This window comes from Nostoc sp. C052, from assembly GCF_013393905.1.
In the GTDB taxonomy this organism is placed as follows: domain Bacteria; phylum Cyanobacteriota; class Cyanobacteriia; order Cyanobacteriales; family Nostocaceae; genus Nostoc.
Genome location: NZ_CP040273.1, coordinates 405,292 through 428,767, shown reverse-complemented (window position 1 = coordinate 428,767; position 23,476 = coordinate 405,292). Strand labels below are relative to the sequence as shown.

Annotated in this window: 25 protein-coding genes and 4 pseudogenes; 11 read left to right on the top strand and 18 right to left on the bottom strand. The window is 42.4% G+C overall.

Annotation, left to right across the window (positions count from 1 at the left end):
• Window positions 1–77 precede the first annotated feature (77 nt).
• The 3 genes from FD723_RS34215 to FD723_RS34205 all read right to left on the bottom strand — a co-directional run bounded on the left by FD723_RS34215 (window position 78) and on the right by FD723_RS34205 (window position 1,510).
• Entirely contained in the window at window positions 78–395 is a 318-nt protein-coding gene (locus tag FD723_RS34215) for a hypothetical protein (protein ID WP_179069681.1), read from the bottom strand.
• A gap of 249 nt (window positions 396–644) precedes the next feature.
• Window positions 645–1,022: a hypothetical protein gene (locus tag FD723_RS34210; protein WP_179069680.1), complete on the bottom strand. Its 378-nt coding sequence runs from the start codon at window positions 1,020–1,022 to the stop codon at window positions 645–647.
• 194 nt (window positions 1,023–1,216) lie between these two features.
• Window positions 1,217–1,510 carry a hypothetical protein gene (locus tag FD723_RS34205; protein ID WP_179069679.1) on the bottom strand — a complete coding sequence of 98 codons (294 nt, stop codon included), beginning with the start codon at window positions 1,508–1,510 and terminating at the stop codon, window positions 1,217–1,219.
• 229 nt (window positions 1,511–1,739) lie between these two features.
• On the opposite strand from FD723_RS34205, the pseudogene FD723_RS34200 reads away from it, so the two are divergent.
• The 5 genes and pseudogenes from FD723_RS34200 to FD723_RS34180 form a co-directional block, all read left to right on the top strand.
• A pseudogene (locus FD723_RS34200) lies at window positions 1,740–1,860 on the top strand (aldo/keto reductase); the annotation flags it as partial.
• A 186-nt stretch (window positions 1,861–2,046) separates the two neighbouring features.
• Window positions 2,047–3,449: pseudogene (locus FD723_RS34195) on the top strand (Rieske 2Fe-2S domain-containing protein).
• Between the two features lie 22 nt (window positions 3,450–3,471).
• Entirely contained in the window at window positions 3,472–4,152 is a 681-nt protein-coding gene (locus FD723_RS34190) for an SDR family oxidoreductase (RefSeq protein WP_179069678.1), read from the top strand.
• 224 nt (window positions 4,153–4,376) lie between these two features.
• Window positions 4,377–5,699 (top strand): glycosyltransferase, encoded by a 1,323-nt coding sequence (locus FD723_RS34185; protein ID WP_179069677.1) that lies wholly within the window; start codon window positions 4,377–4,379, stop codon window positions 5,697–5,699.
• A gap of 274 nt (window positions 5,700–5,973) precedes the next feature.
• The gene (locus FD723_RS34180; protein WP_306297030.1) at window positions 5,974–6,114 is read left to right on the top strand and encodes a hypothetical protein; all 141 of its coding nucleotides are present in this window, start codon (window positions 5,974–5,976) and stop codon (window positions 6,112–6,114) included.
• Between the two features lie 102 nt (window positions 6,115–6,216).
• Here the strand turns inward: FD723_RS34180 and FD723_RS34175 are convergent.
• Window positions 6,217–7,752 (bottom strand): annotated as a pseudogene (locus tag FD723_RS34175) (cryptochrome/photolyase family protein).
• 235 nt (window positions 7,753–7,987) lie between these two features.
• On the opposite strand from FD723_RS34175, the gene dinB reads away from it, so the two are divergent.
• Window positions 7,988–9,079 (top strand): DNA polymerase IV, encoded by a 1,092-nt coding sequence (gene dinB / locus FD723_RS34170; RefSeq protein WP_179069675.1) that lies wholly within the window; start codon window positions 7,988–7,990, stop codon window positions 9,077–9,079.
• A 50-nt stretch (window positions 9,080–9,129) separates the two neighbouring features.
• Here dinB and FD723_RS34165 read toward each other — a convergent pair whose 3' ends face one another.
• The 3 genes from FD723_RS34165 to FD723_RS34155 all read right to left on the bottom strand — a co-directional run bounded on the left by FD723_RS34165 (window position 9,130) and on the right by FD723_RS34155 (window position 10,050).
• Entirely contained in the window at window positions 9,130–9,330 is a 201-nt protein-coding gene (locus tag FD723_RS34165) for a hypothetical protein (RefSeq protein ID WP_179069674.1), read from the bottom strand.
• Window positions 9,331–9,367: 37 nt separating this feature from the next.
• Window positions 9,368–9,670, bottom strand: coding sequence for an antibiotic biosynthesis monooxygenase (locus tag FD723_RS34160; RefSeq protein ID WP_179069673.1), 303 nt, complete (start codon window positions 9,668–9,670; stop codon window positions 9,368–9,370).
• A 98-nt stretch (window positions 9,671–9,768) separates the two neighbouring features.
• Window positions 9,769–10,050 (bottom strand): hypothetical protein, encoded by a 282-nt coding sequence (locus FD723_RS34155; RefSeq protein ID WP_179069672.1) that lies wholly within the window; start codon window positions 10,048–10,050, stop codon window positions 9,769–9,771.
• A gap of 203 nt (window positions 10,051–10,253) precedes the next feature.
• Between FD723_RS34155 and FD723_RS34150 the strand changes: the two genes are divergently transcribed.
• Window positions 10,254–10,571: a hypothetical protein gene (locus FD723_RS34150; RefSeq protein ID WP_179069671.1), complete on the top strand. Its 318-nt coding sequence runs from the start codon at window positions 10,254–10,256 to the stop codon at window positions 10,569–10,571.
• Between the two features lie 111 nt (window positions 10,572–10,682).
• Here the strand turns inward: FD723_RS34150 and FD723_RS34145 are convergent, their stop codons facing one another.
• The 6 genes from FD723_RS34145 to FD723_RS34120 form a co-directional block, all read right to left on the bottom strand.
• Window positions 10,683–12,065, bottom strand: coding sequence for an alkaline phosphatase (locus tag FD723_RS34145; protein ID WP_179069670.1), 1,383 nt, complete (start codon window positions 12,063–12,065; stop codon window positions 10,683–10,685).
• A 435-nt stretch (window positions 12,066–12,500) separates the two neighbouring features.
• Entirely contained in the window at window positions 12,501–12,716 is a 216-nt protein-coding gene (locus tag FD723_RS34140; RefSeq protein WP_179069669.1) for a hypothetical protein, read from the bottom strand.
• Window positions 12,717–12,782: 66 nt separating this feature from the next.
• A complete protein-coding gene (locus FD723_RS34135; RefSeq protein WP_179069668.1) occupies window positions 12,783–13,334 on the bottom strand; it encodes a DNA cytosine methyltransferase in 552 nt (183 codons plus the stop codon).
• Entirely contained in the window at window positions 13,334–13,726 is a 393-nt protein-coding gene (locus tag FD723_RS34130) for an ASCH domain-containing protein (protein ID WP_179069667.1), read from the bottom strand. The genes FD723_RS34135 and FD723_RS34130 overlap by 1 nt, the downstream gene beginning before the upstream one ends.
• Before the next feature lie 324 nt (window positions 13,727–14,050).
• Complete coding sequence (locus FD723_RS34125) at window positions 14,051–14,860, bottom strand: DUF4351 domain-containing protein (RefSeq protein WP_179069666.1); 810 nt, start codon at window positions 14,858–14,860, stop codon at window positions 14,051–14,053.
• Window positions 14,861–15,130: 270 nt separating this feature from the next.
• A complete protein-coding gene (locus tag FD723_RS34120; RefSeq protein ID WP_179069786.1) occupies window positions 15,131–15,379 on the bottom strand; it encodes a DnaB-like helicase C-terminal domain-containing protein in 249 nt (82 codons plus the stop codon).
• A gap of 1,030 nt (window positions 15,380–16,409) precedes the next feature.
• Between FD723_RS34120 and katG the strand changes: the two are divergent.
• From katG to FD723_RS34105, 3 genes and pseudogenes are all read left to right on the top strand, one after another.
• Window positions 16,410–18,707, top strand: a pseudogene (gene katG / locus FD723_RS34115) (catalase/peroxidase HPI).
• A 188-nt stretch (window positions 18,708–18,895) separates the two neighbouring features.
• Complete coding sequence (locus FD723_RS43430; protein ID WP_256875255.1) at window positions 18,896–19,024, top strand: hypothetical protein; 129 nt, start codon at window positions 18,896–18,898, stop codon at window positions 19,022–19,024.
• A gap of 280 nt (window positions 19,025–19,304) precedes the next feature.
• On the top strand, window positions 19,305–19,502 hold the full coding sequence (locus FD723_RS34105; RefSeq protein ID WP_094332533.1) for an NblA/ycf18 family protein: 198 nt from the start codon (window positions 19,305–19,307) through the stop codon (window positions 19,500–19,502).
• Between the two features lie 137 nt (window positions 19,503–19,639).
• On the opposite strand, the gene FD723_RS34100 is transcribed toward FD723_RS34105, so the two are convergent.
• The gene (locus FD723_RS34100) at window positions 19,640–19,870 is read right to left on the bottom strand and encodes an EF-hand domain-containing protein (protein ID WP_179069665.1); all 231 of its coding nucleotides are present in this window, start codon (window positions 19,868–19,870) and stop codon (window positions 19,640–19,642) included.
• A 325-nt stretch (window positions 19,871–20,195) separates the two neighbouring features.
• Between FD723_RS34100 and FD723_RS34095 the strand changes: the two genes are divergently transcribed.
• Window positions 20,196–20,993, top strand: coding sequence for a PRC-barrel domain-containing protein (locus FD723_RS34095; protein WP_179069664.1), 798 nt, complete (start codon window positions 20,196–20,198; stop codon window positions 20,991–20,993).
• Window positions 20,994–20,998: 5 nt separating this feature from the next.
• Here the strand turns inward: FD723_RS34095 and FD723_RS34090 are convergent, their stop codons facing one another.
• The 4 genes from FD723_RS34090 to FD723_RS34080 all read right to left on the bottom strand — a co-directional run bounded on the left by FD723_RS34090 (window position 20,999) and on the right by FD723_RS34080 (window position 23,466).
• Entirely contained in the window at window positions 20,999–21,223 is a 225-nt protein-coding gene (locus FD723_RS34090; RefSeq protein ID WP_179069663.1) for a hypothetical protein, read from the bottom strand.
• Between the two features lie 74 nt (window positions 21,224–21,297).
• Window positions 21,298–21,432, bottom strand: a complete 135-nt coding sequence (locus tag FD723_RS43425) for a hypothetical protein (protein ID WP_256875254.1) — start codon at window positions 21,430–21,432, stop codon at window positions 21,298–21,300.
• 175 nt (window positions 21,433–21,607) lie between these two features.
• The gene (locus FD723_RS34085; protein ID WP_179069662.1) at window positions 21,608–22,303 is read right to left on the bottom strand and encodes an NTP transferase domain-containing protein; all 696 of its coding nucleotides are present in this window, start codon (window positions 22,301–22,303) and stop codon (window positions 21,608–21,610) included.
• A gap of 5 nt (window positions 22,304–22,308) precedes the next feature.
• Complete coding sequence (locus FD723_RS34080) at window positions 22,309–23,466, bottom strand: XdhC/CoxI family protein (protein ID WP_179069661.1); 1,158 nt, start codon at window positions 23,464–23,466, stop codon at window positions 22,309–22,311.
• Between the last annotated feature and the right edge of the window lie 10 nt (window positions 23,467–23,476).

Genomic DNA, 23,476 nt, shown 5'->3' with positions numbered 1-23,476 from the left:
GAAACTTAAGAGCCACAACGGGAGCAACTTCCTTGCGCGATAATGGCTAGCAGTCAGGGGCATAAACTGATTGATAATTATGTGTGGTTCTGTAATTGCTTGCTTGCTTCAATGAGTGTTGATAAGTTTTCAAGTTGCAGCGTATTAAACTTGATAATTCCAATAATTCCAAGAAATTGAGTATCATTCATAAACGATTGGTCTGCTTGGGCAGTTGCCTTTTGCCCCCACAATAGACCCAACCAGAGCATTCGCCACAAACCCAAGCGGTGAATTTCTTGCCCAGGAATGAGAAAATCACCGTCATTGGTTCGTAAAACTGTCTGTCTTTGACTGTAGGGTTGAATTGTTCCTGAAAGCATTAAAGTTTTTCTGACACCAATATTTGCTACCATTCTAGACTAACCCACAAAGCGTAATCGCCTGCGGCGAGAGTAGCCCATCTTTAGCTACTCTTTATTTAAGTATTTTTAAGTTATTCAGATGTTCTCTACAAGACACTATTGCTGCCTGGGGAGGTTCCACTTCAGCCAGGCGTTGCACCATACTGTGCTTCTTAGTGGGCAATCGAAGGATTAACTCGTTCTTTGGCACAAGACCGAATGGTATAGCCTCAGAGGGTGACAACCTACCTATAGTAGGAACTAATTTGAAATGTTAATAACTTTTGGCTCAATTACTGTACCGTCCAGAAGCAAAACGATCTCACTGCGATCTAAATAACAAATATGCTTATCAATTACTGGGACAAACACAATATGCCAATACCATAGAAATGGCTTTGGATGAGGTTGCAGAGATTTAATCGAGGCAGCTATACATACATAAGAGTTGAATTGAGGTCGCTTTCGATAAGCTTCAGCCCGACCAATTTGAATAGCCTCGCTCATTGATAAAGGCACTGCTGACAATTCAGGATTCCAGGTGGAAACTTTTTTTAAAAGTGAGAGGGACACCTCGAAGTAAAGCTTCTCTTCTTCTGTACTACAAATTAGCAGAGTAATTATTGTATCTTCAAGCATCAAAGCAAATTGTGGATTATCTTAGTTAAGGAAAGAATTAATTAATAACAAATAGGCTTAGTTGTCAATAATTTGCTAATTAATGAGCGTTTATCTAAACCTACTTTTCAATAGCATTTGAGATGCATTTACACTGAGAAATTAACGTTTATGTTTTGGTGTATAGATGCATGAACGCTCTGTAATCATGGGGTCTACCCACAGAAATCATCCACCCGAATATCCCGCCAGACATCAGACACTTGCCAGCCGGAATTTCCCACCAATTGTACTGGAGGGTTGTCAAGGAGCGGAATATAGTCAGGAACTTTAGGCTCTGAAATTGCTACTGGTTTCTCCTCAACCTTAACCACAGGGGCAGTAGAATTGTCAGTATTAGCTAGAAGTTGTTGGTCTTCAGCCTCCTCGATTAATTTCATCTGTCTCAGGGTAAGCTTGTCGGATTTTTTGATGATCTTCTTCGTATCTGTATCATTAGAAGTTTTCATTGGCTGTTCCCTCGAAGGCATTGGCTTAAAATTTGGATGGGTAAATTTGTGAGAAGTTAGGTATTAATAATTGCACGGAATTAACAAGATACACCAAATTCATGGAAAATACGAGTCCCAAATTGTAAGAATTTATTAATTGTGTACAAATCTGTTTTCGGGTAGATGCCTAAAAGCGATCGCAGTAGGATCATTGTCTAGAATTCAAAATTCTTTTGGGTTTTTGACATACGTTGACCTGTACCAATGCCATCGCTACGATTCAAAATACGCCTTTAGAAGAAACCATGACGGCACTCGCTGAGGTAGTGCGTCAGGGAAAAGCTCGTTACATCGGCTTTAGCGAATGGAAAAAGTTTTTGCCAAAAAGCTAGGGCTTTTGCTCTATAAGGAGAACCAAGTTCTTAATTTTGGATAAAGTCGAGCTTAGTAGCTATTCATAAAATCATTTATGGAAATGCGCTCGCCATACAGCCAATATTCATACTAGCTAAAATAAATATTAGAGTAGGCAATAAAAATTAATAAACATCAAAATGTTTGAGAAAGAAGTCAATGTCAGAGATAGTTTTCACTCAAAACAGCCTGGGGGCGGCAGCGATCCGAATAGTTTTGATTGTAAAGAAACATGGTATCCCATCCATTACCTAGAGGACTTAGACAAATCAAAACCAACGCCTTTTATAGTGCTGGGAAGAAATATTGTAATTTGGTGGGAAGACTTGCCCAATCTTGGAGAAGCTTTGAAGACCAGTGTCCTCATCGTTTAGCACCGTTGTCTGAAGGTAGGATTAGTGACGATGGACTTTTGGAATGTCCCTATCACGGTTGGGCTTTTTCTGGAGATGGAAATTGTCAAAGGATTCCTCAACAAGTCAAAGGTGGAACGGCAGAGACATCAAAACGAGCTTGTGTGGCATCATTACCAATTATTGAAAAGCAAGGACTACTGTTTGTATACGTTGGTGAATATGAAAATGCTGCCAAAACCGAAGTCCCAATAATTGAACCATTAGAAGAATCTCCTGAAGGATGGGTTGTAATTAATACATTTAGGGATGTACCTTATGATGCATTAACACTATTAGAAAATATACTAGACCCTAGCCACATATCGTTTACACATCATAAAACGGTAGGAAATAGGGCAAATGCAGCACCTTTGGAACTTGAAGTGATTGAATCTGGGAAACATGGATTTAAAGGGATTTGGAAACAAGGTTTGAAACCAGGGCAATCAGGAGATTTGTCTACAACCTTCGTCGCTCCAAGTTTAATGTGGCATGACATCAACTCCCAGCGTGGTAGAATTCTAACCGTTGTTTATGCTACACCCATACGTAAAGGAGAGTGTCGTGTATTTGCACGTTTTCCTTTTAAGTTTCCTGATAAACTTCCAGGTTGGTTTATTAAGCTCAGACCGCGTTGGTATTACCACATTGGACAAAATGGTGTTTTAGAAGACGATCAAATTTTTCTCCACTATCAAGAAAGGTATCTTGAAGCTAAAGGAGGTAGCCCTAACTTTACTAAAGCTTTTTACCTTCCAACCAAAGCAGATAGTTTTGTATTTGAATTGCGTCAGTGGGTAAACCAATATAATGCTGAACCATTTGGCAAAGAGACTTTTTCTCCCCCATTGGCAAAGTCCGTGCTTCTGGAGAGGTATCATTCTCATACGGAAAAATGTGCCAGTTGTAGCTCGGCGCTTTCTATTATTGAGCGATTGAGATTTGGGAGTGGAGTTGCAACAGTACTTACTTTGGCTTGGACTCCAATGCTTTTTTTATTTTTTCAGACAACATCAGTTGTAGTAGTTGTGATTGAAACTCTAGCTCCCTTAATTTTTGCACTAGCATGGCTCGGACTAAGTAAGTTAGTTATTCAGTTTTATGATGGACGAACCTTACCTCCACGAAACCGACCCGAAAAAAACTGAAATCTAATAATACCAGAAATATATGAGTAAGCTCATCTTAATTACAGGCATAAGTAAAGGTCTAGGTTATGCGATGACCGAAGGTTTTATTCAACAGGGACATACTGTTATTGGTTGCGCCCGTTCATCAGATGCAATCGATAAAATACGCCAAAAGTTTAGTGCGCCCAATGATTTTACATCTGTAGATGTGGCAAATGAACAACTTGTAAAAAAATGGGCAATAGAGGTACTTCAAAAGTATTCACCGCCAGATATAGTAATTAATAATGCGGCAATTACCAATTACCCAGCACCTTTGTGGGAAATACCATCTGAAGAATTTTCGGATCTTATAGATATCAATATCAAAGGAGTAGCGAATATAATTCGCCATTTCGTACCAGCAATGGTGAAAAAGAAACGGGGTATTATTGTTAACTTTAGTTCAGGTTGGGGACGTTCGACTTCAGCCCAAGTTGCACCATACTGCGCTTCCAAGTGGGCAATCGAAGGATTAACTCGTTCTTTGGCACAAGAATTGCCAACTGGTATGGCAGCTATACCCCTCAATCCAGGTATTATTCATACTGATATGCTTTCTATTAGCTTTGGAGAAGAAGCTGCTAATTATACACCTGTGTCTGATTGGGTATTAAAAGCTGTTCCGTTTATTCTCAATTTAAAACCCAAAGATAATGGGATTCCTTTAACCATTTCATAAAATTGGTCATGCGTGAATTGCTTTGACTGTATATTAACCAATGCAACAGCGATGTCTACGACGGGCTGCGCCTACGCAATTGGCTCAATGTGGTTCAGTTAAGAAAGTTTTTCTGTGAAGGCAAGGGAACAGTTACGAAAAAGCAGGCTGATTTCAACTGTATTGGTTTATCGCCCCGAGGCACAGGAAATTAGTACAATTTTTGAATACTGGAGTTTTCATTTTTGAAAAAGCATTTGAGCCAAAGTCTACCTATAGCACCAAGCCGGAAACTGAAGATTACGATCCTAACAGTAGGTTCAAGGGGAGACTTGCAACCATACTGCGCTTTGGCTATTGGCTTGAAGCGTGCGGGGCATCAGGTAACAGTCGCAACACACGAAAACTTTGCATCTTTTGTGAAGCAGTTTGATTTAAAGTTTGCACCGATCGCTGGCAATATGGAAGAGTTTTTGCAATCCAAGCAAGGGCAGCGATTGATTGCGGGAGAAAAGTTGAAAAAAGAAGAAGGAGATAAGCTTTTACTTCAACAGTTGCAGTCTGCTTGGGTAGCGTGTCAGGAAAGTGAGGTAATTATCTACACGCCGCTAGCTATTTTTGGATATCACATCGCAGAGAAATTAGGCGTACCTTGCTTTTTTGCATCAGTTCTGCCGTTGACTCCCACAGGGATGTTTGGGTTTTTGAAATTTGCTCAAACAACTAAAAACCCGCTAAAGAAAGCGATAAATTATGGCAGCTACTTACTAGTAGAGTTTTTGCACTGGCAAAGATATCGTCCACTGCTCAATCACTTCAGAACAGAAACATTGAAATTGCCGCCCTTACCATATTTGGGCAGACGCTTCAGACGGAAGACTCCGGCGAATGTATCACGAATCCCTGTATTGTATGGATTTAGTTCGCACGTAATCCCAAAACCTCGTGACTGGCCGCATTGGGCGTATGTGACTGGTTTCTGGTTTATTGACCAAGCCTCCGAATACGAGCCACCCCTGGAACTAGAGGATTTTCTTGGGCGAAAGCAATTACCTTTGTGTTTTGGCTTTGGGAGCATGACGATGCCCAATCCAGAATATCTCACACATTACATCGTAGAAGCCTTAAAGAAAACACATCAAGGCGGGATTATATTGTCAGGCTGGGGCGACGTTGGAAGAACGGTGAATATAAAAGATTCGCTACGAGTGTTTGTGATCAAGGAAGTTCCGCATGATTGGTTATTTCCTCAAGTGCCAGCAGTAGTACATCACGGAGGAGCTAGTACAACGGCAGCAGTGTTACGTGCAGGGACACCATCAATTACTGTACCTTTTTTTGCAGATCAGCCAGTTTGGGGTGAAAAGCTAACTCGGTTGGGAGTCAGCCCTGCGCCGATACCGTACAAGCAACTGTCAGATAAAACTTTAGCAGCAGCGATTGAAATCGTACTGGGCGATGAGGTGATGCGGAAGAAAGCACAAGAGTTGGGTGAGAAAATCAGGGGTGAGGATGGTGTGGCGAATGCAGTTGAAGCATTTCATCGGCATTTGGGTTTGATTGGGTGAGAAATTGCAGACAATTGAAGAAGAAGTCAGAAGACAGAATTCAGAATTCAGAATCACAATCGCTTGGAGATTCAAACCCTAAGCAATTGTAGACACCGTATAGACAGTGGGAATTTGAACCCTTTTACTCATTGATTTTTCGTTCAGGAATCATTCTGAATTCTAACTCCTGACTCCTGAGTTCTTTTATTTAAATACATCATCACACCTACAACAGCAATAAATGCCCCAAGTGAAAGTTTACACGGTACTCTGTGTCAACAGCAGTATCCTAATGGTTTTTTACACGCCAGGGCATTGCTGGGAATTCCGTATCATCAGCCGCACGGGTGGGATATTCGGGGAACAAAAGATTTATTACACGGCGGAGGCAGCACTGAGAACTGGGTTAGAGTGGTTGCGGGATGAACGGTGATGAGTGCGTATATGCGATCGCCTTCCCTGTCCCTTGCCACAACCACCCCTCGACAGCCTACGAATGCCAGCCTAGAATAATTGCGAATATTATTTTACACTATTAGTTAACGGTTTCTGATTGTGTGGTGTGCCAATCTGAAGCCTTAGAACGGATTATTTGAAGCTCATCAAAAGAGATTCGCTCTAAGTTACGCAAGATTTGAGTCATGCGTGGCTGGTTTTTAAGCAAGTCATAATGACGAGCCAGAAAGTCCCAATAAAAAAAGTTGAAAGGACAAGCATTTTCAGTGGTGCGTTCACGAGGATTATAAGCACAATTTTTACAATAGTCGCTCATGTTGTTGATGTAGTTAGCAGAAGCAGCATAAGGCTTAGATGCAATCATTCCACCGTCAGCAAACTGCCCCATACCAATGACATTGGTTTGCATTACCCAATCGTAGCCATCAATAAAAGCAGCATGAAACCAGTCTTCAAGTTCTTGGGGGGAGATACCTGCTATCATTGCAAAGTTGTTCAACACCATCAACCGTTGAATATGGTGGGCATAACCTATTTGTTTAACCTGAGTTAGAATTTGGTGCAGACAATTCATCTGTGTATCGCCAGTCCAATAAAAAGCAGGCAGTGGATGAGTGTGGTTAAACCAGTTACTTTCTGAATAGTCATCATCTAGGTAAACATAAACACCGTGCATATACTCTCGCCAGCCAAGCACCTGACGGATAAAGCCTTCAATGCTGTTTAGCTCCCAGTCGCTGCTGTTGTCTAAATATGCAAGCTGTGCCGCCTGAACAACTTCCAAGGGATGAAGCAATCCAATATTGAGATAGGGAGAAAGCATCGCGTGCCACATTGTCTGTTCGCCAGTCACCATCGCGTCCTGGTATGGCCCGAATTAAGACAAACGTGTTTCGATAAAAAACTTCATTACTTGTAGTGCTTGCTGTCGCGTTACACCCCAGCAGAAGGGTTCTAATTGCCAGTAACTTTGATTGTCCTGGAATGCCTCAGATTGCTTAATGAAGTCAATTACATCTTGTGTAATTGAGTCTGGTTCAAACCATAAAGCTTCGGGTAAGGTCAGTTTGCCTTTTGGTGGTTTGCGATTTTGTTTGTCAAAGTTCCATCGACCACCAACAGGTTGGTTGCCGGACATTAGAATGTTGAACCGCTTTCGTCCCTGGCGGTAAAAGTCCTCCATGATTAGGCGTTTGCGTCCACTTGCCCAGTCAATGAACTCCTGATCACTCCAGATAAAACGGTTATTTGGTGTAAAAGTGACTTGAATTGTCAAGTTTAACTTTTGAATTAATCTAGCAAAAGGGCGATCTGTGGGAGTCATCACCCGCAGTTCGGTAATTTGGTATTGTTCAATCCATTGAAGTAAAGGTGTATTGAAATCTTGGCTTTGAGCGTATGTTACTGGGAAGCCAAGCGATCGCAATTCGGCAGCAAAGTGACGCATGGCTGACCAGACCAATACCAGTTTTTGCAAATGGTAAGGAAGTTGCCCTGCATGGGCAAGAGATTCGATAAAAATCACAGGAGTCTGTTGGTGTTGTTGTAGGCAACTCTCTAGCGCTGACTGCCCAGCCCAAAGTTGATCTCCGAGAACCCAAACGCCAATAGTCATGCCCTTGCTTCCTCTCAATCCGTGCGTTGGCAACGTGATGACAAAATGCTACTCAATCAAGTGTAACTTTATTGCTACAAAAACTTTCTCAATGAAAAAGCAGATGAAAGCCCAAAACTCGCTCTAGTGCTAATGTACTATTGGAGTGAGAAATTTCTCAAATATATCGAATCACAAATTAAAGAGAGAATAGTCGTTCTCGCCGCTTGGTAGAAATGGTAATACTTCAACAACAATGCAGACGAGGAAAATAGTTCACGTAGACATGGATGCCTTCTACGCATCGGTGGAACAGAGGGACAACCCTAGCTACCGAGGCAAACCGTTAGTCGTCGGTGGCAGTCCCAATCAGCGAGGTGTGGTTGCAGCCGCCAGTTATGAAGCTCGTAAGTTTGGGATTCACTCAGCAATGCCGTCAGTAACAGCGATCGCTAAATGCCCCGGACTGATATTTGTCAGACCGAGATTCGACGTTTACCGAGAGATTTCTACTGCAATCCACGCTATCTTTAAACGCTACAGTGATTTAGTGGAAGGGGTTGCACTAGATGAAGCATATCTAGATGTTACTGAGAACCGACAAAATATCCCCTACGCTTCTACTATCGCAAGACACATCAAAACTGCGATTTTCCAGGAAACTCAGTTGACAGCAACCGCAGGCGTGTCAATTAAGAAGTTCCTAGCGAAAATGGCATCAGGACAGAACAAGCCCAACGGACTGACGGTTATTTTACCAGAGCAAGCGATCGCATTTGTAGAGCAGCTAGCGATTGAGAAGTTCCACGGCATTGGAGAAGTTACGGCGGCGAAGATGCACTCACTCGGCATTCACACTGGCGCAGATTTGAAAGAGCGATCGCTCCTGGAGATAACACACCACTTTGGTAAAGCAGGTAATTATTACTACAAGATTGCCAGAGCAGAAGATGACCGCCCAGTTGAAGCAAATCGAGTTTGCAAGTCCATTGGTGCAGAAACCTCGTTTGCACAAGACTTAAGCGATATCAGCCAAATGTTGCAAGAACTCGAACGGATTGCCCAAATTGTCGAGCAACGGTTGGAGCAGCACGAAACGCGAGGCCGCACGTTAACCCTGAAAGTCAAGTTTTCTGACTATCAGCAGTTAACCCGCAGTAAAACAATGCTTGCTCCCATTAGTGAACTGCCTATGATTTTTGAGATAGCTAAAGGACTGTTTGAGTCGATTGATCTGGAAAACCGCAGTATTAGGTTGCTGGGTATTTCCTTGTCCAATTTAGATAACGCCAAACAGTTACAAGCGATTCAATTGCCCTTATTTCAGAATGGGAACATCATATTTTAGCGCAGGCGTAAGCCCCACTTCTAAAAAGCTCAGTTGCCGTCGTAAGCATTTTACAAGCTCATTAGTGACTGCAATTGTGTGTCTGAATTATCTCCTAATTCTTGTTGTAATTGGGATAGTTGATTTTCTAACGCTTTAGCAGTCTGAATGAGATTCGACTGTTGAGCTATTTTTAGCTGAGTTTCTTTAATAGATATTTTTCTCACCAGTTCATTGACTGCATCGACTGAATCATCATTTTCAGTAATCATAGCTGAATTACGATTCCTCTAAATTCTGTTTTGAGATTTAATACTCTGCTTCAATTTGATAAAGGGCAGGATTAGCTTCAATAGGTAATTGTTGTTCAAAAATCTCATTTTGGGAAATGCGTTTAGAGAATGCCGATTGCCACGTTTCTTTACTAGACCATTTTGCAATATTAATAAATTGAAATCTCTCTGTTGGATCAAGACTGCGATGTAACTTTGTTTCGATAAACCCTGGTTCACTTTTCATCAACTGAGCAGTCTGATTCCATTTCTGAAGAAACTCATCTTCCAAACCTTGAGGAACAGAGAAGACATTGATCAGTACCACAGGTGAATCCATAAAGGCAGTTCTTTTAACTTTGTCATGCTAGACGATAGCATTTCCAAACAGAAGCTGGGATGTACCTGTAGTAGGATTATACAAGTTTTAGATGCTGCTTACCGACAAAAATCATCAACTCTCAACTCGCGCCACACGTCAGACGGTTGCCACCCAGAGTTGCCAACAGAACGTAGGGGGCGATAGTGTTCAGAAATGTATTCGGATTCGGAAACGTAGTCTTCAATGTACACAGGTGGATTTGGTTCAATTACTGGTTCAGGAATATTTAGGCTCTCAGGAATCTCAATGGGTTCAATCGGTGGTGGGGTTACTTCTGTTTTCTTGCGAACTGGGTTAAGGTTTTTTTTGATGAGTCGTTTCATATCTATAGGAATCATTCGGCTTTCCACCAAGAACGGATATCCCAGAATACAAGAACTTATCAACGAATCAGAGACATTTTGCCATAAAGTTTTATGGGCGTGGATTGCTTTTTAGGGAAGGGAGCGGAGCGCGATGCCCAATAGCCTGCTAACGAAGGTAGTCTTATTATTAAATGTGAGCGCAAGACTAAAAATAAAGGTAATGCGGTTTATTGACTATGGATACTCGCATCCCAGAATGTATTCGTCCACTATTAAATGATTATTTGTTGTTATTACAAATCGAACTTCCGGGTCTGATAGAAGGCTTTTATATTCATGGTTCTATTGCACTTAATGCCTTTAACCCATACTTGAGTGACATTGATTTTATTACTATTCTCATACAACGAGCTACAACATCCGAGGTAAAAAAACTAAAAGCAGTTCATAAAAAACTAGAACTGAGCTATCCACAGTGGAAACTGGAAGGAAGTTATTTGCTTCTTGAAGATGTCGGGCGTGAGCAACAAGAAATTACTCCTTATCCTATTTAGTTGGGCTTTTGAACGAGGCATGACTGAATAATTCAGGATTAGCGCGATATTATAAGCACTAAAAGGGAATAGAAAAAGCTATTATCTATTCCCTATGTTGAAGAAATTTAATTATTCTGCACCAATGGCACGAGCAAGAATGTGAAATAGATCGGTTTGGTCAAGTACACCAACAACGTTCGCTCCCTGTGGTCCTTGTGCAGCAATGCGTACCTGAGTACCAGTGTGTTCCTGAGATTGCTCAGGAAGATTTGTTGCATAATTTACTGTCATTTCTGCTTGATCAGCAGTGATGAGGGTACTAAACTTACCTGGGCTATGGTTGGTAGCGGTTGGGGCAGGAATGATTTGACTAGTATGACCGTGATCGGCAGTAACAACTATCAGCGTGTCTGGATGCTCCTTAGCATACTCAATCGCTACCTTAACTGCTCGATCCAGTGCAACTGTCTCTCCGATTTGTTCGCAAGGATTACCAGCATGATCTCGCTTGTCGATAGAAGCTCCTTCAACTTGCAAGAAGAAACCACCTCTGCCTGGTTGTTCTTCGAGTAAACTAATTGCTTTGCTGGTCATGTCAGCCAAACTAGGTTGGTTTGCTGGTCGCTGATTCTCTAGACAGCGCTGCGGTCCACTACCAGGATAAATTATGGCTGGTTGTCCAGCCCATTCGAGACTCATATTGCCAGGACTAAAAAGACCAAGTAACTTGCTTCCTGGTTGTGCTGTTTGCAGTTGAGCAGCGTTAGTTACAACTTGATAACCTTGTGCCTTTGCTGCATCAATAACAGTGTTGCCTGCAAACTTACCGCCATCAATTGTTTGATCAAAGCGTTGTTTGCCGCCACCCAGTAGTACATCAACATTATGGTCGATAGATTGTTCAGCAATTGAACCAGGACCACCTGCGGACTTTTTGTCTTGCGGACAGGGAGCCATATCTTGTGGTCCTTGGCAGCTGCGCTCGCTGACATGGGATACAAGTACTGCTGGTGTAGCATCAGTTAACTCGGCAGTACTAACATCACCAGTTTTATAGCCTCTTTCCTTAGCTAGTTCCAGTATCGTCTTTAAATCTTTATCCGTACCAGCAGTAGTAGAAATTCGACCATTTGACGTTTTATTTCCTGTAGCCCAGCCTGTTCCTGAAGCGGCTGAGTCAGTTACATAGTCAGGTAGTTTGGGATTCTTTTCTTGCAGAGAGTAAGTTGTGTATTCGCCTGTAAATGGCAGAGTATCGATTGTAAGACGACCAGCTGCGCCAACTGAGTAGTTACGGGCAATAGTAATTTCTGAATCACCCATTCCATCGCCAATAAACAAAATAACATTCTTAACACGGCGTTTAAAAGAAGGCTGGTTGGGGAAGTTGGGGTATCGATATTGGGGGGATCTAGGAGAATCTGCATTGCCAGTGCTGGCTGTACCAAGAGCAGCAATGATGACACTAGCTACGGTAATAAATAAGAATTTGCGTTGTTTGAGCAAGAACATCCTATCTTCCTTGTGCGTAAGTGTGAGATCAGGTCAGAAAATTTGAATCTAAAACTAGTCGTTGTATTCAACTCCTTTTAAGACTGTGTTTTATTCAGTCCGAAATACAAAGCCTGTTTTAACTGAGCTATGTAAATAAAAGGATTTTATTAGTAATAACTTCTATCTAGACCAAATTAAATGTAGTTTAATAACTTGATATTTTATGTTTATTAGGTTTACTAAACTTTGTGAAATTATGAATACAGCTAATTAATTTAGCCTAAAGATGAAAAAGATTAAGTAGTTAACAACCTCAAACTGTATACAGTTATTATTAAGAATAAATTATGAATAAGTTAATATTAATTAAATTAAGAACAAGGTTAATTTCAATCTGCTGACAGTGTAATATCTACACGTTAAGAAGCTGTTGTTTCCGCACCCGAAGGTCAATCATCTGCTGCCGGGAGGTGAAGAATCAGCAGAAACTGATGCTCGTACTCTCTTTTCAGCTTCAGCATTCTGGGCAGAGGCTTTCCACGACTTCAGCAGTTCAGGAGTTGGCGCGAATAGTGGAAGCTGTTTGCCTTTCCAGTTTTTGGGAGGATACAGGGAGATTGAGATCCCCTCACCTTTGATCTCGCCACGGTAATATGAGGTATAAATCATGACTGCACCCGCTCTAGGTCATGGTCAGTTACCCGGGCAATGGAATCTTTAGAGGTAAAAACTTCGTCACCTTTTTCCGATATAGTAGGTGACATCCATTCGATGCTGTTGACGGTGGAATAAGCCATCGGCGTAGGCAATGATAAAGACTCTTTCTCTTTCATGTGGCAAGCCAAGGCAGTACGCGGGTATAGTTTCCCATTCACATACGTACCGGATTTGGGAAAGGTCTTCGAGGACTGTTGCCATTCCTCTAGAGAGTAGCCCTGTTGGGTTTTCGATGAGAGCGATTGCTGGTCTACACTGGTGGATGATGCGGAACATTTCGTGCCACAGTCCTGATCTGGGGTCGTTGAGTCCTTTTTTATCTCCAGCGTTACTGGTGCCACTACAAGGGAATCCCCCGCACAAAATGTCGAATTGTCCTCGGTGGCAGTGGTAGTTGGTAATATCTGCGTGGATTGAAATTCCTGGTTGTTCATGGCGCAATTTTGATTGAGAATAAGGGGAGATTTCGACAAATTGCTGGACTCGGAATTTGTGGGATAGACCTGCGGCTGATATTCCGTGGTGGCAGAGTCCGCCGATACCGGAGAAAAGAGAAAGGACTGATTTCATCAGGCGATCGCACTCCTGACCAGTTCATCTGGCACTTCAAAAATTCCCAACCGCCCAATGTAAGGAATCGGCGTAATCTCTCGCGGATTCTCCAACTTCCAGTGGTATTGCCCAGGCATCCCCCAGCCAGACGCAATTTGTGAGAACCGACAGTCAACTATTGTGACTATACCGATGACTTGACCGCGACGTAGAGAGATTAATTCTGGAATTTCTACCCCCATCCCTTGGCAAAATTCTTTCGCTAACAGATACTCTGTTTTGGTACAAGTCTTGGCTGCGTGAATCAAAATGTCGCCGCGATAATGAATGGGCCAGCCACGGTTTTCAACATTTTTGAGAGCATAAATAATTGCCCATGCCCAGGGTTGGCGAACAGATAGCGCTTTCATGGGTTTTAAAACTCCAATGACTGAAGATAAGCGTCTGATGCGGCAATTACCAGAGATATAGATGCAACTGTACAACTGCCTAATAACTTCTTATTTATAGGTTTTGAAGGATCATTATTGATAAAACCTAAGAAGATAAAAGCTGTTCATTTTGGTGTAAAGTGGGAAGTATTATGCGCTATTTCCACATTTATTTTGTTGTTATTTTTAGCAGTTACAGATTTACTCAAGTCTTTAATTATCTGTAGAGTGTGGAATGATAAAGACAGAGAAATAGTAAACTGGGAAGCGGAGGTTTTGATATGATTTCCTCCGCTTTTATCCTTATGATCCTAATTGGTCTAACCAAGCTACCAAATCTTCAACTGATGAAAAATCTAGGAATGCTTCTCCTAATGCCTCTAATTGCTCCGTAGATAATTCTCGAACTCGTTCAATTATTGAGATATCAATTTCTCCAAAACGGCGATTTAGCTGGCGATAGAAAAATTTGAATTCCCCTTTCTGCAAAATATCCTGATAAATAACAGATTCCTGCATAATATCCTCCCGTAAAAATTGACGAATTAAATCTTTTTCAAACCTTAAACCTGCAAATATCTCTGTACATCCAGCAATATTCTGCCTTTCATCCCTATCTGGAATTTTAGCGATATTTTGAGCTACTTGGGATAATAAAGCGGCAGGTGAATCAGTTCGAGTTAAAGGCGCAAGAGGTAGTAACGCAGGATTATCCAGAAAAAAAGCTGAATCTTGTTCCCATAACCGTATAGCTCGATAACGGTGATTTGTGAACTCATCCGTGTATTCTTCAGTAAATGCAATAGGGTCACTACTTTGTTGCAAGAAGATCACGACTTGGGTTATTGGTGTGTTATATTGCCGTTTCAATCTCACGTAATAGTCTAATACCCGCAAAGGAATTGGCGGATTAGATTTGGGGAGAGTCTGAAACTCAATATGCAAAATCCGACTACTTGTTTGCAAAAATGTGACATAATCTGCGCGGATTGGCTCTATTGAAAGTTCGGTTTTAAGTACTGTAACTTCTGTAGTTTTATCTGGTAGCAACCACTTGGCAAACTCGGCTGGATACAATTCAGCTAAGTACTTGGCAGTATTATCGTAACTCAATTTATTTCACCCTTATTTCAATGGAGATTTAGTTCTTAGCAAGCTCAATGATTTTGTTTACTTTGTCAATGGTCAGGAAATTCATCTTCATCATAATCTTCTCCTCCTTTTGGATTTAGACTAAACCAATAGTACTTTTTTAATTGTTATATTTTCTGCCTGATTCCCTCGCTGGAGTGCTACTTGTATGAACACTTATAATGCTCAGATTACTCCTGTTGTATTTAATATTGAGATTTAGCCAAATTCTTAAACTGTCCAAATCTTTCGTCAAACAATCTTATTAACAGTCGTCTCACTACTAAACCGACTTTTCAAAACTGAAACTTCAAAAATGCCTTTTTGGGTAGTCTGCTTGTCGTAGTAATCTTCCCGGTACAAACCCAACATCACAGCAGCCTCCTGTTCAAATCCTCCTGATTCTCGAAAGTCTGCTTTAGTTGGGCGCTTTTCGGAACGTGAATCAACCTCTCTTTTTAACTTTCTTGACTGGAGCCGATTTAGTCTTAAATCCTTCAGACATAAAGTTTCATTAGAGAAGTTTTCTTTCTTGAGCGCATTGCTTTCATCTCACTTCTTTTGCCCTGATGTCAAGTACATTTTCTATTTGCCCACTGACGTTTATCTTGTTTCTTTTGTCAAGTTCACACTATACTAAATTAGATGAGCTTACCTTGATTGTTAAATTTAAGATGAAATTAAATTAGCATTAATTATGAGATTTAATTTATCTAGTTGAAAAGGAAATATTTTAGATTAAATTCCCTTATTCTAGTTTTTCTTATGCTGTTTTCTCCATTCACTAGGGGGGATACTTGACGAATCTTCCCATACTCCTACCCCGAATTTCTCACCACATCTATCAAAGCCTGTGCTTGTGCAGGGGAGCAGAGGAGATTTCAATGTGCCAAGTTATAATCCCCTCTGCCCCTTCCCTCAAGCTTGTGAGAAATCCGGGTGAAAGCGATCTCCCTTAACCTGATTTAATATTTGGGGAATACCAATAGGTGTCGTGTCACTGACTGGCGTGGTTAACACTATATTATTAATGACTAACATTGACTCACTTTGAAATGCTTCATCTCGATTAAAGCACTGCCAATACTTCTCGCTTTGTACATTGTCTATCGTTATAACAATTTATGCCTAATGCTAGATGTTAACTATGAAAATTTATTAACTGTAGTAAAAACTATGAAAATTTCCGAAATATCGACAGAAACTCTGGAAAAAATTTGTTTTTTTCGCGCCGACTTACTTAATTAAGAAGAAAATGTTTAAACCTGCACCAACCGTTATAATTTAAAAAAAGTGCATTTTGTCAATCAGCAAAAATACTCAAAAAGCTGTTAATAAAAATGATAATCGTAGCAGGGGGGTGGGGTTAGCAAAGGGTAGCTCATTCAGTACTTGCAAGAACTTTAGCGATCAAGGAACTTGCCGTTCAAACCGCCACTTGTGGCGGCGCTCAACACAGCTTGACTAACATAAACTGTTAGAGAGAATTGAATTTAATGAAGAAGGATTGAACTGAATGAATAATAGCCCCATGAACAACAACCCTGCCACCCCTCCTGCACAATGCCCCTTCCGGGGAACCCGCATTGGCGGAGCGCTCGGCTCCAAGCCGCAAGTCGATGATTGGTGGCCGAACCGACTTCAGGTCGAACTGCTTCACCAAAATTTGCCCCAAGCTAACCCACTGCGAGATTTCGATTACAAAGGAGCCTTCGCGAAGCTTGACTTTGAACAGTTGAAGAGCGATATCAAAGCACTGCTGACCGATTCAAAGGACTGGTGGCCCGCCGACTATGGGAATTATGGACCTCAAATGATTCGCATGGCGTGGCACTCAGCAGGCACCTACCGGATCGCGGATGGTCGGGGTGGAGCGAGTCAGGGTATGCAACGCTTTGCACCCATCAATTCGTGGTGGGATAATGGAAACACAGATAAATCACGACGGCTGCTCTGGCCCATCAAGCAGAAATATGGTGCGGCACTAAGCTGGGCTGATCTGATGGTTTTGACGGGTAACTGTGCGCTCGAAATCATGGGGTTTAAGACCTTCGGTTTTGGTGGCGGTCGCATAGATTCCTGGGAGGCGGATCGCTCGACATACTGGGGACCCGAATTCTGGAACGGCGATTCGGTTGACGATGTTAAGGAACACCCTGGTCATCCTGATGAGATGGTCACTCGCACGATTCGGTGGGTTGGGAAAGCGAACGAGCAATACTACGACCTTGAGAACCCGCTAGCGGCTTCGCACCAAGCGCTAATTTACGTCAATCCAGAGGGTCCAAACGCTGACGGCGACCCCTATGGCTCGGCGCGAGACATTCGCGAGACGTTTGCGCGGATGGGCATGAATGACGAAGAAACTGTCGCGCTGATTGCAGGGGGTCATGCCTTTGGCAAAAGTCATGGCATGGTTTCGCCTGACAAGATTGGTCCAGCCCCGGAAGCCGCGCCGATTCAGGCGATGGGTTTGGGGTGGCAGAACCCTGAAGGCACTGGGTTTGCCGAATATACAATGACGAACGGGATCGAAGGATCGTGGACTCCAAATCCAACCCAGTGGGACAACAGTTACTTAACAAATCTTTTTAAATACGATTGGGAACAGACAAAGAGTCCAGCAGGTGCCATTCAGTGGAAGCCGAGCAATCCTGATGCGCCAAAGACACCGGATGCCCATCAACCGCGCGTTGAGCACCCGTTAATGATGATGACTTCGGACATTGCCTTGAAGGTCGATCCGGTCTATCACGAAATCTGTCAGCACTTCTTGGGTGACTTCGATTACTTCAGCGATGCGTTCGCGCGCGCTTGGTATAAGCTGATCCATCGAGACATGGGTCCGAAAACGCGCTATCTTGGCCCGGAAATCCCAGAGGAAGATATGATCTGGCAAGATCCAATTCCGGCACTGGATCATGATGTCGTTGATGCCGCCGATATCAATTTTCTCAAGGATCAGATTTTAGCGAGTGGACTCTCTGTTTCGGCGCTCGTGTCAGCCGCTTGGGCGCGGCATCGAGTCACCGCCATTCCGACAAGCGCGGCGGCGCAAATGGGGCGCGCGTTCGCCTCAATCCCCAGAAAGACTGGGAAATGAACCGCCCGCAGGAACTCGGCGAGGTGCTATCGACCCTTTATCGCATTCAGGCGGACTTTAACGGCGCTCAGTCGGGCAACAAAAAAATCTCGATGGCGGATCTTATCGTCCTCGGTGGTTGTGCTGCGATCGAGAAGGCTGCACAAGACGCTGGGTTTTCTGTTGCCGTGCCGTTTACTCCGGGTCGGATGGATACGACTCAGGAGCTCGACAGATGTTGAAATGTTTAATTGGCTGAAGCCAGTTTCGGATGGTTTCAGAAACTATCACAATGAGGCTGTTGGCTACAAGGTGAAGCCGGAGCGTATCTTCCTAGATCGAGCGCGCTCTCCTCACGCTGACCGCGCCTGAATGGACGGTTCTTGTCGGCGGACTTCGCGCGCTCGATCAGAATTGGGATCATTCAAAGCATGGTAGCTTCACTGACCGTCCGGGGGTCTTGACCAATGACTTTTTCCGTGTCCTGACCAGTATGGACTACGAGTGGAAGCCTGTTGACAATCGCGAGATGCTTTTTGACATCTGCGATCGCGAAACCGATGTGCAGCGAAGTTCACCGCAACCCGATGCGATCTCATCTTCGGCTCGAACGCCCAACTGCGTCAGATTGCTGAAGTCTATGGCGCTGATGACGGTCACGAGAGGATGGTCAAGGACTTCGTTGCAGCCTGGGACAAGGTGATGATGCTTGATCGCTTCGACGTTGGCGCTGAACAGACCCGCTAAACCTGCATTTATCACAAGCTTCAGGTGTTTGATAGGGCAGAGGGGCAGAGGGGATTGAACAAGGCATATTGAACTCTCCTCTGCTCCCCTGCTCCCTTGCACCTCTGCATTTCAAGCTTGTGAGAAATGCGGGTAACTGAGCATAATATTTAACTCGCTTCCACCAAGAATCACTGAGTTCTGCATCGGTGTCCATACCCCCCCAATTATTATCTCCACTTTCATTAAAGGTGGGTGTGGACGGAGCATTAATTCGGGTTGGAGTTGTTAACTTGCGTCGCCTTCTAACCTCGGCGGGACTGCATCCACCGCCATAAAAAGGTTGGTAGTGGTAAATATCTAGCTCGCCAGCCGCAAGCAGAGGCGAAAAATGCTTTTAAAAACCTCTTAGTAAAAAACTTTAGAACTTAAGTTTTTACTTGGGTTGCCACAATGGAGTGATATCAAGGTTTTCAGCAGCAGATACGGCATTTCTAACCTACGTCGGTACGGTTTACACCCCTTCGATTTTTGTAAAGGCATCGTAACATTTATTTATATAAAGAAATATTTGCTTATATTAAGCAAACCCAAATAAAAGAGTAGGTAATAAAAGTGATGAATCAACCCATTGAATTATCTTTAGAACAAGAATTTAGCCTTAGAACTTTCTCTGATCAAGTGCAGCACATGTCCCATGAACAAGCTCAAGAATTTTTGCTGATGCTCTATAAGCAAATGATGATAAGGGAAACGACTTACCAAGAATTGCTCAAACATCAGTGGGAACTTGATTCCGGTTCAATCTTGGGTTAAAACAAACCTTGCTCCCGCTACTTTAAGCGACTCAGAAGATAACGAACACACAATTGTCTTTTTCATGCAAATCCCTCAAAGCGTGGGCGCTTAGAGGGATATTTGGTATTGGGTATTTGGTATTGGGTTTTTGACTGCTAGGTTAAATTACTTGCTTTTTTGACAACTTCCTTTAACTCTTCAAAGGAGATACTACCGTCTTTATCTCCATGCATAGCTAGCAATTCCTGGGGGCTACTGATACCTGTTTCAGCCGAGATGATTGCACTTAAGCCAGGACTTAAAAAAAGCTCATTAATGGACACTTTGCCGTCTTGATCGCGATCCAAGGTATTAAAAAGAGATTGAAGCTCTTGCGAGGTTGCCATAAGTTTATATCTGAAGAACCGTTTTTCAACTTAATATCTCATTAATCTGTGATTAATCTCTCAAAATTAAATAAAGTTGTATCTAAAGACATAGAAACTGTCAGTCAAACAGGGCAATTAACAGATGATTCACGCCATCTACTCGACCCAATCGGGCGCATCTAGAATCAAAATCTCATCCTTGAGAGAGGCAGTAAACTAGCAGGTAGCTGCGATCATTGGGCTGGAGCGGATTTGGGATAATGATTCCTTAAATATGAACATCAGTTTGGTTCCACCTTAGTCTATGAATTGAAACCATAAAAAACGGAGGACAAAAGACATTATGTCTCTTCATAAAATCGAATATTTTGATGCTAATTATCATCAACAGGATTCTCAGGAGCATCTGAGGGGGTTTGACCTTTACTCCAAAGACGAAAAAATTGGCTCTGCTGACGACCTTTTGGTTGATGATGATGGCCACATTCGTTATCTGGTTATAAACACAGGCATTTGGATTTTTGGCAAAAAAGTTCTGCTGCCAATTGGATGTTCCCAGGTAGACTATGATACGCACCGGGTCTATGCAGTCAACCTGACTAAAGCCCAGGTAGAAGCACTACCTGAGTTTACGAATGGTATGACTGTTGATTTTGATTATGAACATCGAGTTAGACAAGTCTACCGTCCTTCATCTTCATTTAGTGTCTTTGACTCTTCTGGGGTTGGATACGCCGGATATGGAACTGAACCTCCAGCCGCTACTGATACTCCTACCTCTTCTGGGGTTGGATACGCCGGATATGGAACTGAACCTCCAGCCGCTACTGATACTCCTACCTCTTCTGGGGTTGGATATGCCGGATATGGAACTGACCCTCCTGTCCCTCCCTATGTTCCTACCTCTTATGGGGTTGGGTATGAAGGATATGAAAATGCCTTGCTTGCTTCGGATAGGGCACTCTCACCTGATACTGATCACAGCGCTGCTGTTGACCACTGTGGTTCCTACACATATCAGCAAGATCCTGGATTATATTATATGAACGATCAAAATCATCAACGGCTGAAACTGTATGAAAAACGGCTAGTGGCAAACAGAAAACAGCATAAGGAGTCTGTTAATTCTGATATGATTTGAAAATTTTAAAAGTCATTATCCGTTCTTGTAAATATGGATGGTGAAAACCTTTTTAGCGATGGGTAAAATTCTAACGTTGCTGCATAATCATCTGTAAGTGATACTTCTAATTCAATTGTTTGCTGATTTTTATCATCAAAGAGTGACTGGATTTGATAATCTGTCCAGAATTGCTCACCTAGTTCATCTTCTAAATAGAAAAGCTTTGTAGTCCAAGCTTTCGATGACAAAGCTTCTTCGTCATCGAAAGCTTGAGAATCTAAAGTATAGAAAAATATCAGTGATGAACTGATTCATGCCGCATTTATGCAACGCCTTTGGTTGATACCAAAGCAGGTTGTCTAAGGAGCGAACGCACAGCCTCGACAATAGAAGAAGCGTCAATTTTTGCTGCATGAAGTAGTTCTTCTGGAGTACCAGAACCGGGCAGATCCCGCACAGCCAGAAGGTAACACTGGGGTTGGATGCCCTTCTAAGCGACTGCCAAACTTGCGGAGGGACATCAATTCGCGATCATCAATTACTCCCGCTGCTCGAAGCTAGTTAGGTTCTGGGTTCGGCAAGCTTATCCTTTAATTTTCGGCAATATGTACCTTTAAATCACAGGACGTGAACTATATCGTGTCCTTTTTGTCCAAGTTTTGGGTAAAAGCACAATAATCGGTGGCTACGCTACGAGCAGAATCAGTAGCTCTGGTAATTGACAGCAATTGTTCATAATCTTTTGGTGTGTCAATATCGATATCCCCTAGAGGAAACGGAATGGAAAACACTTCATTCAGGTTATTATTAATAACTATTTTGGCTCCTGAAGCATTTTTCAAAGCGGCAAGTTCTGAAAAAAATCTCTGACTAAATAGAGCAGGTACACCTAATGTATCCGCATATTCACAAGCAATGATCTGTTTTTTTGTGGAATAATATGTATCAACAAGTTGATTAATAATTTGCTGAGAAACAAATGGCTGGTCGCAAAGTGTAATAACTACTGCTTCTAATTTTTGTGGAAGATTATTTAACAATTCCATACCGCTCTTGATTGAAGCACTCATTCCACAAGCCCAATCCGAGTTTTTAACTACTTTAACGGGAAGTTGTTTAATTTGGGGATGAATCTGTTCTGCATTGGCTCCAAGTACTACTACCACAGGTTGACAAACTGAAGCGATTGCCATTTCTGTAATGTATTGCAAAAAGCTAAGTCCTTGGTAAAGCAATAGTTGCTTCGGTGTACCCATCCGAGTCGATGCACCAGCAGCAAGAATCATAATGGCTATAGTTGATTTGTCGTTGTTTATTTCCTCAGTCATAAAAACTATGTGGTAAGTAGCAAGGTTGAGTTGCTTTCATTACATTGGTGAATTGGTTGATTGCGATTTCTTAAAAAATTACCACTGCGGTTTTTTAGCACTGCTTGAATTTCCGCAATAATGGAGATCGCTATTCCTTCAGGAGTATCTGCTCCGATATCAATCCCAATCGGGCTATGCAATCTTCTTAATTGTTCAGTATTATAAACTATTCCTTGCGAACGCAAATCTTCAAGCAATCTCTCAGTACGCACCTTTGGCCCTAAAATCCCTATGTAACGTGCAGGAGATGGTAGCAACATTTTCAAAATTTCCCTGTCGTCAAGGTAATTATGCGTCATGACCACAGCATTTGTGTGGGCATTTATAAATACCTGTTTTTGGACAATTTCTCGCCGACTAAGAATGACATCACAAGGCAGAGGAAATCGCGTTCTAGTTGCCTCATTAGCTCGACAATCGACTACAGTAACCTGCAAACCTAATGCTTGAGCAAACTGGGCTACTGGTACAGCGTCATAACCTGCACCAAATATTACTGCATCTGTGGGTGGTTGAATAACTTCGGTGAAAACTTCTACATTGCCTAAAGGTAACTGATAGTTGCTTACCCTTGACTTTTGATTAGCAAAGGCTGCTTGACTATCTGCAATCAGAGATTGAATTAAATTGGCATCTTTGATGTCAGTGATAAATTTACCATCAGGATAGAGCAGTAAGCGCGACCCAAGTTTGACCTTTACTGCGCCTTCAAAGGCAAAGACTGTAGCAATAATACCTAAATGTTTTTGATGAAAACACTCCTGTATAAAAGCGATCGCATTCGGTGTGCTTTCTATCTCAAGACGTTCGATCAGAACTTGCACTACCCCATTGCACCCCAAACCAAAGCCCCACAGAATATCTTCCGAGGCGGTGTTATCGTAAGTAACAACAATTGGTTCGCCGTCTGACATTCGTTGTTGAGTATGCTCAAATACGTCGTTTTCTAAGCAACCAGCGCTGATTGTTCCGATCATCCGACCTGTATTTGTCATTAACATTTTAGCACCCGGTCGGCGATAGGTTGAACCTTGAGTTTTAACTACAGTCGCCAGGAAAGTGATTTCACCATTTTTTTGACTTGACTCGAAGCCTTCTAAGATTGCTTGTAATTCATTCATTTGATTGCTT